Origin of the sequence: Roseobacter insulae (assembly GCF_019375555.1) — a bacterium.
Taxonomy (GTDB): Bacteria; Pseudomonadota; Alphaproteobacteria; order Rhodobacterales; family Rhodobacteraceae; genus Roseobacter; species Roseobacter insulae.
The window spans coordinates 1,190,887-1,204,297 of record NZ_JAHXDN010000001.1 but is presented as its reverse complement, the minus strand read 5'-3'; the positions used below and the strand labels follow the sequence as shown (position 1 = coordinate 1,204,297).

Annotated in this window: 14 protein-coding genes; 11 read left to right on the top strand and 3 right to left on the bottom strand. The window is 60.1% G+C overall.

Translation table 11 applies throughout. The features are described from left to right. Positions 1-33: 33 nt before the first annotated feature. Positions 34-387, bottom strand: coding sequence for a DNA-directed RNA polymerase subunit omega (gene rpoZ, locus KX928_RS05740; protein WP_219499853.1), 354 nt, complete (start codon positions 385-387; stop codon positions 34-36). Between the two features lie 74 nt (positions 388-461). Continuing rightward, entirely contained in the window at positions 462-1,070 is a 609-nt protein-coding gene (gene folK, locus KX928_RS05735; protein WP_308342226.1) for a 2-amino-4-hydroxy-6-hydroxymethyldihydropteridine diphosphokinase, read from the bottom strand. A 95-nt stretch (positions 1,071-1,165) separates the two neighbouring features. On the opposite strand from folK, the gene KX928_RS05730 reads away from it, so the two are divergent. The 7 genes from KX928_RS05730 (at position 1,166) to KX928_RS05700 (ending at position 5,257) form a co-directional block, all read left to right on the top strand. After that, positions 1,166-1,720, top strand: a complete 555-nt coding sequence (locus KX928_RS05730; protein ID WP_219499851.1) for a LabA-like NYN domain-containing protein — start codon at positions 1,166-1,168, stop codon at positions 1,718-1,720. A 75-nt stretch (positions 1,721-1,795) separates the two neighbouring features. Then, a complete protein-coding gene (gene ispH, locus KX928_RS05725) occupies positions 1,796-2,746 on the top strand; it encodes a 4-hydroxy-3-methylbut-2-enyl diphosphate reductase (RefSeq protein ID WP_219499850.1) in 951 nt (316 codons plus the stop codon). Then, on the top strand, positions 2,743-3,147 hold the full coding sequence (locus tag KX928_RS05720; protein WP_219499848.1) for a RidA family protein: 405 nt from the start codon (positions 2,743-2,745) through the stop codon (positions 3,145-3,147). The genes ispH and KX928_RS05720 overlap by 4 nt, the downstream gene beginning before the upstream one ends. Then, positions 3,147-3,599 carry a DUF3429 domain-containing protein gene (locus tag KX928_RS05715; protein WP_219499847.1) on the top strand — a complete coding sequence of 151 codons (453 nt, stop codon included), beginning with the start codon at positions 3,147-3,149 and terminating at the stop codon, positions 3,597-3,599. Before KX928_RS05720 ends, KX928_RS05715 begins: the two co-directional genes overlap by 1 nt. Then, on the top strand, positions 3,596-4,189 hold the full coding sequence (locus KX928_RS05710) for a class I SAM-dependent methyltransferase (RefSeq protein ID WP_219499845.1): 594 nt from the start codon (positions 3,596-3,598) through the stop codon (positions 4,187-4,189). The genes KX928_RS05715 and KX928_RS05710 overlap by 4 nt, the downstream gene beginning before the upstream one ends. Continuing rightward, positions 4,182-4,637 (top strand): ribonuclease HI, encoded by a 456-nt coding sequence (gene rnhA, locus KX928_RS05705; protein WP_219499843.1) that lies wholly within the window; start codon positions 4,182-4,184, stop codon positions 4,635-4,637. Before KX928_RS05710 ends, rnhA begins: the two co-directional genes overlap by 8 nt. Then, positions 4,634-5,257 (top strand): trimeric intracellular cation channel family protein, encoded by a 624-nt coding sequence (locus KX928_RS05700; RefSeq protein WP_219499841.1) that lies wholly within the window; start codon positions 4,634-4,636, stop codon positions 5,255-5,257. Before rnhA ends, KX928_RS05700 begins: the two co-directional genes overlap by 4 nt. Before the next feature lie 433 nt (positions 5,258-5,690). Here KX928_RS05700 and KX928_RS05695 read toward each other — a convergent pair whose 3' ends face one another. Further along, positions 5,691-6,140, bottom strand: coding sequence for a potassium channel family protein (locus tag KX928_RS05695; RefSeq protein WP_219499839.1), 450 nt, complete (start codon positions 6,138-6,140; stop codon positions 5,691-5,693). 71 nt (positions 6,141-6,211) lie between these two features. Here KX928_RS05695 and KX928_RS05690 point away from each other — a divergent pair, with 71 nt between their 5' ends. The 4 genes from KX928_RS05690 to KX928_RS05675 are packed head-to-tail and all read left to right on the top strand — an operon-like array spanning position 6,212 to position 13,305. Next, positions 6,212-7,459 (top strand): efflux RND transporter periplasmic adaptor subunit, encoded by a 1,248-nt coding sequence (locus KX928_RS05690; RefSeq protein WP_219499836.1) that lies wholly within the window; start codon positions 6,212-6,214, stop codon positions 7,457-7,459. Between the two features lie 3 nt (positions 7,460-7,462). Further along, on the top strand, positions 7,463-10,513 hold the full coding sequence (locus KX928_RS05685; protein ID WP_219499834.1) for an efflux RND transporter permease subunit: 3,051 nt from the start codon (positions 7,463-7,465) through the stop codon (positions 10,511-10,513). A gap of 53 nt (positions 10,514-10,566) precedes the next feature. Then, a complete protein-coding gene (gene gltS, locus KX928_RS05680; protein ID WP_219499831.1) occupies positions 10,567-11,775 on the top strand; it encodes a sodium/glutamate symporter in 1,209 nt (402 codons plus the stop codon). Positions 11,776-11,805: 30 nt separating this feature from the next. Next, positions 11,806-13,305: a BCCT family transporter gene (locus KX928_RS05675; RefSeq protein WP_219499829.1), complete on the top strand. Its 1,500-nt coding sequence runs from the start codon at positions 11,806-11,808 to the stop codon at positions 13,303-13,305. Positions 13,306-13,411: the final 106 nt, after the last annotated feature.

Here is a 13,411-nt window from a genome sequence, read left to right as displayed (position 1 = left end):
TCATCAGCCCCTCGGGCCGGGGTCAAGCCGGGGTCAGCTTTGCCCTTGTGCCGCCATCAATTGCCGCAAAAGCATTTCTTCGGACATGCTGTCTTCTTCGGGCTTGTCCTGTTCGGCACCCATCAGAAGCGCCATGGCGTCCTCTTCCGGCTCGTCCACCTCGATCTGGTTCTGATTGCTTTCGATCAGGCGCTCGCGCAGATCATCGGCGCTTTGCGTCTCATCCGCGATCTCGCGCAGCGACACAACGGGGTTCTTGTCGTTGTCGCGGTTCACGGTGATCGCTGCCCCGGCAGAGATTTCACGGGCACGATGGGCCGCAAGCATCACCAGCTCGAAACGGTTGGGTACTTTGTCGACGCAATCTTCAACGGTGACGCGGGCCATGGAACACTCCATAAATCGGGGATTTGTCAGAAGTGCGGTATTTAGGCCCTATCGGCGGGATTTACAAGCGCATATTACAGCGCCACGACCTCTGACTTGAGGTCATCGGGCAGTGCTGCCAGCATCTGCGCAACGCTCAGATTCAGGGCCGGGTGCACCCAGTCCGGCGCAACATCCGTCAGCGGCACCAGCACGAATGCCCGTTCCTGCACCCGCGGGTGCGGCACGATCAACCGGTCCGGTGTCTGCGTCATTTGCTGCGCGAGCGGCATACTGCGCCATGTTTCGTGGGTCTGCGCATCCGGCAACAGCCTGTCGCCGAGAGCGATCAGGTCGAGGTCAAGCGTGCGCGGGGCCCATCTTTCGTGGCGCAAACGCCCCATCTGCGCCTCGATCCCGTGCAGGATTTCGATCACCCGCGGCGCCGACAGGCCGGTCGAGACAGCAAGTGCCGCATTCACGAAATCGGGCCCGCTGCCCACGGGAAAGGCCGGTGTCGCATAGAGCCTGCTGACGCCGCGAATCACCCCCACCGATTGTGCAATCGCAGCAACAGCTTTTTCGACAGTTTCCGTAGGGTCACCCGCGCCGGATGGGGTGTTTGACCCAAGGGCAATCAACGCAATTGACCGGATTTGTGGCAGCTTTTCGCCAGTTTTGTCTGTGTCAGTCCCTTGCGACACTTGGAAAATTCCCTATTTTGCAGCGGGTCGGCTCTCTGTTCCTTTAAACATTTCAAACTTTGAGCACCAGCGCCGCCCCATCGGAAGGACCAACTATGTTTTACAAGGACGAACGGCTCGCGCTGTTCATCGACGGATCGAATCTCTACGCAGCTGCAAAATCTCTTGGTTTTGACATCGATTACAAACTGCTGCGTCAGGAGTTCATGCGTCGGGGAAAGCTCTTGCGTGCGTTCTATTACACGGCCCTTCTGGAGAATGACGAATACTCCCCCATTCGCCCCCTGGTTGATTGGCTGAACTACAACGGCTTCACCATGGTGACGAAACCGGCGAAGGAATATACCGACAGCATGGGCCGGCGGAAGGTCAAGGGAAACATGGACATCGAGCTGGCGGTGGATGCGATGGAGCTCGCGCCCCGGGTCGATCACATTGTCCTTTTCTCCGGCGACGGCGATTTTCGCCCGCTGGTGGAGAGCTTGCAACGGCAGGGTGTTCGCGTGTCGGTAGTATCGACGATCCGCAGCCAGCCGCCGATGATTTCGGACGAATTGCGGCGTCAGGCCGACAATTTCATCGAGCTGGACGAGCTCAAGGACGTGATCGGCCGGCCACCGCGCGAATTCCCGGATGCCGCCAACGGTTGAGGCACGCGGCAGCACGTCGCGCTGGACGCTGCCGGGCCAAACCCTTACCTCTGGTGACACACCCGGAGCTAAGACATGACGAAACCGCCCTTGACATTGTATCTCGCAGCCCCGCGGGGCTTCTGCGCGGGCGTGGACCGCGCGATCAAGATCGTCGAGATGGCGCTGGAGAAATGGGGCGCGCCGGTCTACGTGCGCCACGAAATCGTGCACAACAAATTTGTGGTTGATGGGTTGCGCGACAAGGGGGCGGTGTTCGTCGAGGAACTGTCCGAATGCCCCGATGACCGGCCCGTCATCTTTTCCGCCCATGGCGTGCCCAAGGCCGTCCCGGCCGCCGCCGCCGCCCGCGAGATGGTGTTCGTGGATGCGACCTGCCCGCTTGTGAGCAAGGTGCATATCGAGGCCCAGCGCCACGCGGACAATGGTTTGCAGATGATCATGATCGGGCATGCCGGGCACCCCGAAACCGTCGGCACCATGGGGCAGTTGCCCGAAGGCGAGGTGCTGCTGGTCGAAACCCCGCAGGATGTCGCCACGGTCGCGGTGCGTGATCCGCAGCGCCTTGCCTATGTGACCCAGACAACCTTGAGCGTGGATGACACTGCCGACGTGGTGGCGGCGTTGCAGGCGCGGTTTCCGGCCATTGTCGGCCCGCATAAGGAAGACATCTGCTACGCCACGACCAACCGGCAGGAAGCGGTCAAGGCGATGGCGCCCAAATGCGACGCGATGCTGGTGGTGGGTGCGCCCAATTCGTCGAACTCCAAACGTCTGGTCGAGGTCGGCGCGCGCGCGGGCTGCCCCTACGCGCAACTTGTCCAGCGGGCGCGCGATATCGACTGGCGTAGCCTTGAGGGCATCCGCAGCATCGGCATCACCGCAGGCGCATCCGCGCCGGAGGTTCTGATCAACGAAGTGATAGAGGCGTTCTCGGAGCGCTATTCGGTGACGCGCGAACTGGTTGAAACAGCGGTCGAAAACGTGGAGTTCAAGGTGCCGCGCGTCTTGCGGACGCCGGCATGACCGCGGCGCCCTTTGCCGTCAGCCCGCCGGGGATGACCGGCGGCGACATGAAAATCTCGCCGGCGGTTGTTTCGGGGGAGCATGTGTTTGTGACCGGCATGACTGGCAGCGGCCCCGGGGGAGAGATGCCTTCGGACCCGCAGGCACAGTTCAGGGCGGCTTTTGACAAGATCGGCGCGGTGCTGGCAGCGGCCGGGTCCGGTTGGGGTTCCGTCGTGGAGATGACCAGCTATCACGTCGGCCTGCAGGCGCATTTCGATACGTTCAACGCGGTACACGGGGCATATGTACACCCGCCCTACCCGGCCTGGACGGCGGTGGAAGTTGCCGGATTGCGCCGCGCCGGGGCGCTGGTCGAAATCCGGGTTGTCGCGCGCCACGGCAAAGCCCCGGCGCCGTGATGCACCGAATCCCAACCGCTCCCCTTGTCCTGGGACTGGCTGGCCTGATCCCCTTTCTGTTGGGGGCGGCGACCTATCTGGTCGAGCCGCTGGCGGACTGGGGACTGCGCGCGCTGGGGTCACGGTTCATCGGCCCCTACATCCAGCTTTTCTACGGCTCCGTCATCCTGTCGTTCATGTCGGGCGTGCTCTGGGGCTTTGCCACCAGAGCCAGCGGCGCGCGCGCGGCCCTTGGATACACGCTCTCGGTGATCCCGGCGCTCTGGGCCTTTTTCATGACAGGTGGCGGCCCGGTCACCGCCGGCATGAACCTGATGTTCGGCTTCGGCGGCTTGCTGCTGCTGGATTTCGCCTTCTGGCAATGGGGGCTGACACCACGCTGGTGGATGTCCTTGCGCGTGCTCCTGACAAGCATCGTTCTGGCCTGCCTGAGCGTCGGAGTTTTCCTGTGAACGATGACGAAACCCTCAGGGTCTACGGGTCAAAAGCGCAGGAATATGACGCACTGACCGGCAAGTTCAATCAGACCGACCCGCGGCTCGGCGCGTTCATGGCCAGCCTGCCGCAGGGGGCTCACGTGTTGGATCTGGGCTGTGGCCCGGGCACCTCCGCCGCGGCCATGGCGCGACACGGGTTGCGCGTCACCGCGCTGGACCCGGTGCCGGAAATGATCGCGCTCGCCTCCCGGCATCCGGGTGTCGATACACGCCTTGCCGGGTTCGACGATATTGAGGGGACCGACATCTATGACGGCATCTGGGCCAATTTCTCTCTGTTGCACGCCGCGCGCAGCGACATGCCCCGGTATCTGGCGGCGCTCGCGCAGGCGCTGAAGCCCGCGGGGCGCTTCCATATCGGCATGAAGACCGGAACCGGCAGCAAGCGCGATGCCATTGGCCGCTTCTACACCTATTACACCGATGCCGAACTTACCGGCCTGCTGGAAGATGTGGGCCTGACGATCACCGCGCGGGTCACGGGCCGCGAGAAGGGGCTTGACGGTGTCGAGGCCCCCTATATATGCCTCGCCGCTCATGGCTGAGTTATTCGCATATACAGACGGCGCCTGTTCGGGCAATCCCGGTCCCGGCGGCTGGGGCGTGTTGATGCGCGCGATGGAGGGTGACACGGTCATCAAGGAGCGCGAACTGAAAGGCGGCGAGGCCGAAACCACCAACAACCGCATGGAGTTACTGGCGGCGATCAACGCGCTGGAGTCGCTGTCGCGGTCCAGTACCATCACCATCGTCACCGACAGCAATTACGTAAAAAACGGCATCACCTCGTGGATCTTCGGCTGGAAGAAAAACGGCTGGAAAAATGCCGCGAAAAAGCCGGTGGCCAATGCCGGGCTGTGGCAGAGGCTGGATGCCGCCAATGCCCGGCATGACGTGACCTGGCACTGGGTCAAGGGCCACGCCGGTCACCCAGAGAATGAACGCGCTGACGCACTGGCCCGCGCCGGCATGGCCCCGTTCAAGCCGAAATGACCCTGATCGCTTTTCTGGACTTCGCGTCCGTCTTCATCTTTGCCCTGACCGGCGCGCTGGTCGCCAGCCGCCAGCAGCTCGATATCGTCGGCTTTGCCTTCGTCGCCTGCCTGACAGCGGTGGGCGGCGGCACGCTGCGCGACGTGCTGCTGGACCGTAACCCGATCTTCTGGATAGCCCAGCCGATGTATATCGGTGTGGCCTGTGCGGCGGCGGTGCTGGTGTTCTTCACCGCGCACCGCTTCGAAAGCCGTCTGAAAACGCTGATCTGGCTCGACACATTTGCGCTCGCCGTGGCGGTACCGGCGGGTACGGGGGTGGCGCTGTCGCTGGACCAACCGACACTGGTGGTGGTGCTGATGGGCACGATCACCGGCTGCATGGGCGGGCTGTTGCGCGACGTGGTGCTGGACGATTTGCCGGTGGTGCTGAAACAGGGTGAGTTGTACGTCACCGCGGCCGTCGCCGGAGCGACGGTAGCGGCGCTGGCACGACCCTATTTCCCGGACGCCCTGATCCCGCTGATGCTCTGCGCGCTGGTGACCTGGGCGCTGCGCGCAGGCTCGCTGGCCTTCGGCTGGCGGCTGCCGGTCTACAAAAGCCGCCCGCCGCGGGTCTGATGAACCGGCGCGGCATGAGGTGACAGGTCCGGTTTGCGGGACATACCGGACTTGTGCAAACGCAGCTTTCGCTCACGCAGCATTCTCAAGGAATTCTGGCAGTGCAATCGCTGCCCTGCAGTTATCTCGGCGAACCGGACATTCAATCGGCTTCAGCGGAACTGATACAAGACACGTCTGATCAAATCGATGCGCAGTACTGCGAAACGAGGCCAAAGCGGGCGTCCCCCTGCTTCAGACAGATACGCGGAATCGAACCTAGTCGGACATCGCAGTCTATTTTTCCGAGCTGCGTGCTATAATTCGCATTGCACGCAAGAGCTTTGGAAATGGCGGACTCACTTTTGAACGAGCGATTTACCCCCGCGTTAGATTTGCAAGTGTAGCGACCCCGATGGTCTGCTCAACTGGCCGAAGTCGCTAGCTCGTAATCTCAAGCTTTCGGGTCTTTGCTGAATACATTTGGCAGGATGCGCGCGAGTACGCCGATCAAGAACGCCGTGCTGATCCCAAACGTAAGAAGGCCTGTGATCGCACAGAATGTGGCTACGATACGTGCATCCGGTCCAAGGACGATGTCACCATAGCCAAGCGTCGTATAGGTCACCGTCGCGAAGTAGAAGCTTGTCGACAAATCGGGCAGTTCCGTAATTGCCAAGAAACAAGCTGCCCATGTCCAGACCTGAAGCGTATGAGCAAACACCAATACAAAGACTGCGAACGCCAGAAAAACGACGATCCGAAAGCGTGGCCATTCCTCTTCCGGCAACCGTTCCGCGAGCCTACCGAACAAGGGAACGCTGAGGGCGACAGCTGTGACGTGGATGATCGCGCTGAGCGTAAGCAGGCCGGTTCCCAGGAGTATCTGCTGAAGATCGCTCAATTCAGTTCCCGTCATTTCACCTTTAGTGTAGACCGCAATAGAGACAGATTTGGCGGGTGGAGGCAAAACTTATGTTGCGATTCAGTATTTTGGGCGCGTTGAGCGCAATCGGCATCGCCTGTAGTGGACTGCTGTCGGCACAGGAGGCCAGCCCGCGCCCGGCCAAAGTTGCTCAAGTGACTGCGACCGCCTCGACCATTTCTCGGGCGTACCCTGCAACCGTCCTCCCATCGCGCGAAATCGAGTTGTCGTTCAAAGTTTCTGGCCAGGTGGTCGAATTGCCAATCCGCGCGGCCTCGCAGGTTGTTGCAGGCGATGTGATCGCACAGATTGATCCACGGGATTTCGAAAACCAGATCACTCAGCTTCAAAGCCAACGGGACCAAGCCACAGCACAGCTCGAAGCCCTTCGCGCCGGTGCGCGAGAAGAAGAAATCATCGCACTGGAAGCCGCAGTGGCGTCTGCCCAAGCACAAGTGGATCAGACACGCGAGGCGTTAGACCGTGCGCAGGAACTCTTGGACCGCGGCGTCACAACCCGGGCGCAATTCGAAGCGGCGCAGGCTGAGTTTCGCGTGGCTCAGGCCAATCTGCGTGCGCAGGAAGAACAATTGCGTATTGGACAAGTCGGGGGGCGGCCAGAGGATATTGCTGCCTCCGAAGCTGCAATTCGCGGTATCGACGCACAGATGAAAATCGCGCGCGACAGCCTGTCGGACGCCACGCTTCTCGCACCTTTTGACGGCATCATTGCACGGCGCGACATCGAGAATTTTTCGAACGTTCAGGCGGGCCAAAGCATCGTATTGCTTCAAGGCCTAAATGTGGTGCATCTGGCTTTCGACATTCCAAGCCCTGACGTGATTGAACTAACCCGCAACGGTGCTGACCAGATCAGTAACATGGCCGTTTTCGATGCGATCCCCGGACAGGAATTCGCCGCAGAGATCGTCGAGTTTTCGGTGCAGGCAGACACCGCCACGCAGACGTACCGGGGGCGCGTAGCGGTCGAAGTTCCGGAAGGTTCTGTGATCCTGCCCGGCATGGTGGCGCGTGTGATTGCATCGACCAAAGGCAGTGCTGCGCAAGTCAGCGCGCCATTATCGGCAATTGCCGCAACGCCTGACGGCGTTCCTTTTGTCTGGCAGGTCGATGAAGGTGGTAAGGTTTCCCAGCAATCGGTCAGCCTTGGAGAGGCCAGCGGATCGCAGGTGGTCGTTACAGAGGGGCTTGAGGACGGCGACGTCGTGATTGCGGCGGGTGTCAGCGAGATCATTGACGGAATGATCATCCGTCCGATCACCCAAGTGGGGAACTAGGGCATGGATCTGGCTCGGTTTGCCCTTGAGAAGCGCCTGATATCTGCCGTCGCCACGGTTTTGATCCTTGTTGCGGGGTACTTTGCTTACACCGCGCTGCCCCGGTTTGAAGACCCCGAATTCGTGATCCGGCAGGCCCAGATCATCACGCCGTACCCCGGCGCCTCCGCCGAACAAGTGGCCGAGGAGGTGACCGAGGTGATCGAGAACGCCCTGCAGCAATTGGCCGGGGTGGATGAGGTGCGGTCGGTCTCTTCGCCGGGGCTCAGCACTGTGACCGTGGAGTTCACCATCGCTGCGACGCCGGATTATCCCGAGTTGGATGCGGTGTTTTCCAAGATGCGGGCAAAAATATCAGACGCGCAATCTGGCTTGCCGCCCAATGCGCTGTCCAGCCAGGTTTATGACGATTTTGGCGATGTCTATGCGCAGTACTACGCCGTGGCCGGCGACGGCTTCACTATCTCAGACCTTTATGAATACGCCAAGGATCTTCAACGCGAATTGGTGACTGTGGATGGCGTCTCAAAGGTTGTCCTGAGCGGCGTGCAGGAAGAGGTCATATATGTCGAATACTCCCCCGCTCGCCTGACGGAACTGGGACTTGCCCCTGCGCAAATCCAGCAACTGCTCGAAGGCCAGAACCTGGTCACACCAGCCGGGTCCGTCGTTGCCGGACTGTCGCGCCTGTCGGTGCGGCCCGAGGGGGCAGTTGGCTCGATCGGTTCCATTGAAAGCCTGTTGATAACAAATACCCAAACCGGCACTTCGTTTCGACTTGGCGATATCGCCACCGTCTCGCGCGGGTTGAAAGAACCTCCGTCATCGCTGTTGTTCCGCAACGGGGAACAGGCGATAGGCCTCGGGATTTCCAATACGCTCGGCGGCAATGTGGTGACCATGGGCAAGGCGGTGCAGGACCGCATTGATGCGCTAGAAAGCGAACGACCCATAGGGATAAACGTCCTGCCCATCTCCGATCAGGGCGCGAGCGTCGAGGCATCGGTGAACGACTTTGTCGTCAATGTTGTTCTGGCGCTGGCCATTGTGGTTGGCACGCTGTTGATCTTCATGGGGCTCCGCTCCGGCATCCTGATGGGGGGGATTCTGCTGGTTACCGTGGCGGGGACGCTCTTTGGCATGTACCTCTATGGGCTCGATATGCAGCGCATCTCTCTTGGCGCGCTGATCATCGCTTTGGGCATGTTGGTCGACAATGCCATTGTGGTGGTCGAGGGGACGCTGGTGCGCGTGCAGCGGGGCGAGGACGCAGCAGAAGCGTCGCGCGCCGTTGTCAAACAAACGACCTGGCCGCTGCTGGGCGGCACCATCGTGGGTATCCTTGCCTTCTCGCCCATCGGGTTTTCGCCGGACAACACCGGCGAATATGCGGGCAGCCTGTTCTGGACCATCGGCATCGCGCTGTTGTTTTCCTGGTTGGTGGCCATATGGCTCACGCCGTATTTTTGCACGCTCTTACTCAAGAAAGGGAAAGCAGACGCTGCCCCAAGGGAAAATGCGCTGCTTGGCGGCTATCGTCGTTTGCTGGCGCTTGCGATCCGCCTGCGGTGGTTGACCGTTGGTGGTGCTGTCGCGCTGTTTGTGTCTGCCATTGCCATGTTCAGCGCGGTCCCGCCCGGTTTCTTTCCGTCCTCGACACGAGACCAATTTGTGATCGACTATTTCCTGCCTCAAGGCGCGGACATTACCCACACCGAAGAGCATCTGCTGGAGATTGCCGCCTATGCTCGCGGGCTGGAGGGTGTCACCGGCACCAATACCGTGATCGGCGGCGGGCACCTGCGGTTTATGCTGATCTATGAATCCGAGAACAGCAATTCCGCTTATGGTCAGGTGCTTGTCGACGTGGAGGACTATACCGTCATCGATGGTCTTCGGGTCGATCTGCAAAATTTCATCGACAACACCTACCCGGAGTCGAACACGAAGGTTTGGAAGTTCGTGCTGGGCCCCGGTGGCGGATCGAAAGTCGAGGCGCGGTTCTTTGGCTCTGACCCGGCGGTGCTTCGCGATTTGGCCGGACAAGCCAAGACGATCCTGTCCGAGGCCGGGGCGGTCGCGGTCAAGGATGACTGGCGCGAACAGGTCCAGGTCGTCCGACCCATCATCGATACCGAAAATGCGCGCCTCCTTGGTCTGACACAGGGGGAGATTTCGAACGCGATCTATGGGCACCTGACCGGCACGACACTGGGTGTCTACCGCGAGCGTGATGAGTTGCGCAACGTCGTGATGCGCCCGGTCGAGGCCGCGCGCAATGATATCGCCGCTTTGCGGGATATTCAGGTCTATGCCTCGGCTATCGGCGGCTATATCCCGATCAGCCAGGTTGTAGATCGGTTTGATATCGTGTTCGAGGCGGGCAACCTGCGCCGCATTGATCGTCAGCTCGCGATCACAGCGCAGGCCGACAACGCGCCGGGCGTCCTGTCTGGCGATCTCTTTGACGCCGTGAGGGCACCGATCGAAGCTATTCCTTTGCCGCCGGGCTACAGCCTGACATGGGAGGGCGAATACGGCAGTTCCGCCGAAGCCAACGCAGGCCTCGCCGCCACCATGCCGCTCGGCTTTGGGGCGATGTTCCTCGTTGTGCTGTTCCTGTTCAACGCTTGGCGTCAGACCATCATCATCTGGCTGGTTGTGCCGCTCTCCCTGATCGGGGTGATTTACGGGCTTGCGGGCTCTCAGACCCCGCTGGAGTTCATGGCGATCCTGGGCATCCTATCGCTGACCGGCATGCTGATCAAAAACGCCATCGTTCTGATTGATGAAACCGACACGCAGATCGCGGACGGCAAGGCGCGAATGGCAGCGGTAGTCGATGCCGCAGTCAGCCGCGTGCGACCCGTATCATTGGGGGTTCTGACGACTGTGCTGGGAGTGGTACCGCTGCTGTGGGATCCGTTCTTCAAATCGCTTGCCGTGGTCATCATCTGCGGCCTCAGCTTTGCGACGATCCTGACGCTGATCATTGTGCCTGCGCTCTACACCATCTTCTTTGGGGTGACGCAGGATGAAAGCGCAGACGCCTGAGCCGGGCCTCATGTGAGGATGCCGTCAAACCGTACCAATGCAGGAGAGCAGACATGCCAGACATCGTAGTTCCGGCCTTTATCTCAGTCACGCTCGGCTTCGTCGTGTTCTTCCTTGGTGCCTTTCTGACACGCAAGGTCGCCGTTCTGGGCGACTACAACATCCCCGAACCGGTCTCGGGCGGTCTGGCCGTTGCTCTTCTGACCTGGGTATTTTTCGCCCTGACAGGGCAACAGATCGCCTTTGATCTTGAGGTGCGCGACTACCTTCTGGTCGCGTTCTTTGCGACTATCGGGCTGAATGCCCAAATCTCTGATCTCTTTCGGGGCGGACGTCTCCTATTGCTGCTTTTGGCGCTCACGCTCGCCTTCATGATTTTGCAAAATGTGGTGGGCTTGATTGGAGTAACCGTTTTTGGCCTGCCATCCGCCACGTCCGTTCTGGTCGGGTCTGCGTCGTTGATCGGCGGCCATGGCACCGCGATTGCATGGGGACCACAGATCGAAGAGCTTACAGGCTTTGGAGCCGCCCCCGAAATGGGTGTTGCAGCGGCAACTCTGGGCCTGATCCTGGCAGCCTTGCTTGGCGGTCCCATCGCAAAGCGCCTGATCGACCGGAACAACCTGCAAAGTGATCAGGATAACGAACCGATTGTCGGGCTGGAATTCGACGACAAGGAAAACCCTGATGATCTGATTAACCATGTTAGCTTGATGCGCGGCATGTTGGCTGTTCATGTTGCCATTCTCTTCGGTTACATCCTGCATCTTGCCATCATCGAGGCCGGTGTGAAGCTGCCCCTGTTCGTGCCCTGCTTGCTGGTCGGGATCATGATGTCGAACACCGTGCCCTTTCTCCTTCCAAGGATTGCGTGGCCCGCCCGTACTAAGGCTCTCGCGGTCATCTCCGACTACTGCCTTTCGGTCTTTCTCGCTATGTCCCTAATGAGCCTGCAACTGTGGACCCTTGCGGAACTGGGTGGTCCCATCCTGTTTGTGCTTGGCCTTCAGCTCGTGATGACGGTGGCGTTTGTCCTGCATGTCTTCTTCCGCTTGCTGGGCAGCAGCTATCAGGGGGCTGTTCTCAGCGCAGGATTTGCAGGGTTCACTCTGGGTGCCACGCCCACCGCCATCGCCAACATGTCATCGGTCACAAAACGCTACGGACCGGCCCCGCTGGCGTTTATCGTGTTGCCGCTGGTTTCGGCATTCTTTGTCGATCTGGCAAACGCCGTTATCATCCAATTCTTCGTCAACTTCTAGACACACAATCATGGATCGGCACCCCGCATCGTGACCAGTTCCCGCGTTCTTCTCGCAGCATCGCTGACAACAATTTTCGCCATCGGACTGTGGGGCGTGTTGGACGCGCAAGGGTTGGTGTCGCTGGCATCGGCAGTCGTCGACCGATACTTCCAAAGCCGGGGCTGGTTCGTGATGCTGTCAGTCACAGGCATGCTCTTTCTGTGCATCTGGCTGGCATTCTCGAGATATGGCTCCATACGTCTGGGGACCGATGACGACCGGCCAGAGTTCTCCACCCCGTCCTGGATTGCGATGCTCTTTGCGGCCGGAATGGGCGTTGGGTTGCTCTTTTGGGCCGTTGCAGAACCCCTGACCCATTTCGCCTTTGCGCAAGACATGATGCCGTCACCGATTGCTGCACAACAAGCTCTGCTGGCCACGAATTTCCACTGGGGCATCCACGCTTGGGCCATCTATGGAGCCACCGCACTTGCCATCGCCTATTTCACCTTTCGCCGAGGTGCGCCAATGCTGGTAAGCGGCCCCGTCCAGTCGCTCTTTCCCGACGAGGCCTGGGCGAAAATCGTCGGCTGGCTATCGGACTTCATGGCCATCGTTGCCATCGCGATCGGGGTCGGCGGATCAATCGCGATGGGTGTGTTTCAGGTCGCAGACGGCGTGAATATCCTAATGGGTGGCGAAAAGGCTGCGGGCTGGCTGATTGCGGCAGTTTTTGTCGTGATGGTGGCCGTGTATTTGCCACCGCTTTTGGTTGATTTGGGGTCGGGCATGGCGCGTCTCTCCAATACAGCCATGGCTATCGCGATTGCGCTTGTTCTTTACGTGGTGGTCCTTGGTCCGACTGAGTTCCTGCTCAACTCCGTCGTCAACAGCTTCGGCGACTATGCCTTTGCTGCCATCCCGCGCGGGTTCCAAACGCTGACCTTCTTTGGCGACGACCTTGGCGGCTGGTTCCAGGACTGGACGTTGACTTACATGGTCTGGTGGATCGCTTGGGGGCCTTTTGTCGGGGTCTTCATCGCCCGCATTTCGAAAGGGCGCACCATCCGGGAATTCGTTCTGGGCGTCCTTATTGGTCCAACGCTGTTCTCAGTGATCTGGTTCGGAGCCTTCGGCGGTATTGGGCTCTACGATACCTTGCGCGGCAGCGGAGATCTGTTGGCCGTGACCGCAACCAACGTCGAGCGGGTCACGTTTACGCTGCTTGAACGGTTGCCGTTCCCACTTCTGACAACGTTCGCCACAATTGCCGCAGCTTTCCTGTTCATCGTGACCTCTGTGGTGAGCGCAGCCTTTGTCCTGGGCACATTTTCCTCAGGCGGAGACCCCAATCCCTGCCCGCGCATCCGGCTTGTCTGGGGTGCGCTTTTGGGCTTGCTTGGGGCGGCGATGATCCTGTCGGGCTCCATCGACGCCATCAAAAAACTGATCGCGATCGGTGCGCTTCCGTTCGTATTTGTCTGCGTGCTGCTTTGTGTCTGTCTCGTGCGCGGTCTGCGGCAGGAGTTTGACCATGCTGATCGGTGAGGCGATTGACACAGCTCTGAACCTCTCAACCTTTGCGTTCATCGGGGTAATGGTCTGGTTGCTGATCCGCAGGTAGCCCCAGACTTGACCGATCAATGCATGATGC

What these genes read in the sequence shown, in the direction of transcription:
- KX928_RS05720 (WP_219499848.1), top strand. Translation starts at nt 2,743, where the DNA reads ATGACCGCGGCGCCCTTTGCCGTCAGCCCGCCGGGGATGACCGGCGGC.
- KX928_RS05700 (WP_219499841.1), top strand. Translation starts at nt 4,634, where the DNA reads ATGACCCTGATCGCTTTTCTGGACTTCGCGTCCGTCTTCATCTTTGCC.
- ispH (WP_219499850.1), top strand. Translation starts at nt 1,796, where the DNA reads ATGACGAAACCGCCCTTGACATTGTATCTCGCAGCCCCGCGGGGCTTC.
- KX928_RS05685 (WP_219499834.1), top strand. Translation starts at nt 7,463, where the DNA reads ATGGATCTGGCTCGGTTTGCCCTTGAGAAGCGCCTGATATCTGCCGTC.
- KX928_RS05715 (WP_219499847.1), top strand. Translation starts at nt 3,147, where the DNA reads ATGCACCGAATCCCAACCGCTCCCCTTGTCCTGGGACTGGCTGGCCTG.
- KX928_RS05730 (WP_219499851.1), top strand. Translation starts at nt 1,166, where the DNA reads ATGTTTTACAAGGACGAACGGCTCGCGCTGTTCATCGACGGATCGAAT.
- gltS (WP_219499831.1), top strand. Translation starts at nt 10,567, where the DNA reads ATGCCAGACATCGTAGTTCCGGCCTTTATCTCAGTCACGCTCGGCTTC.
- rpoZ (WP_219499853.1), bottom strand. Translation starts at nt 387, where the DNA reads ATGGCCCGCGTCACCGTTGAAGATTGCGTCGACAAAGTACCCAACCGT.
- KX928_RS05690 (WP_219499836.1), top strand. Translation starts at nt 6,212, where the DNA reads ATGTTGCGATTCAGTATTTTGGGCGCGTTGAGCGCAATCGGCATCGCC.
- rnhA (WP_219499843.1), top strand. Translation starts at nt 4,182, where the DNA reads ATGGCTGAGTTATTCGCATATACAGACGGCGCCTGTTCGGGCAATCCC.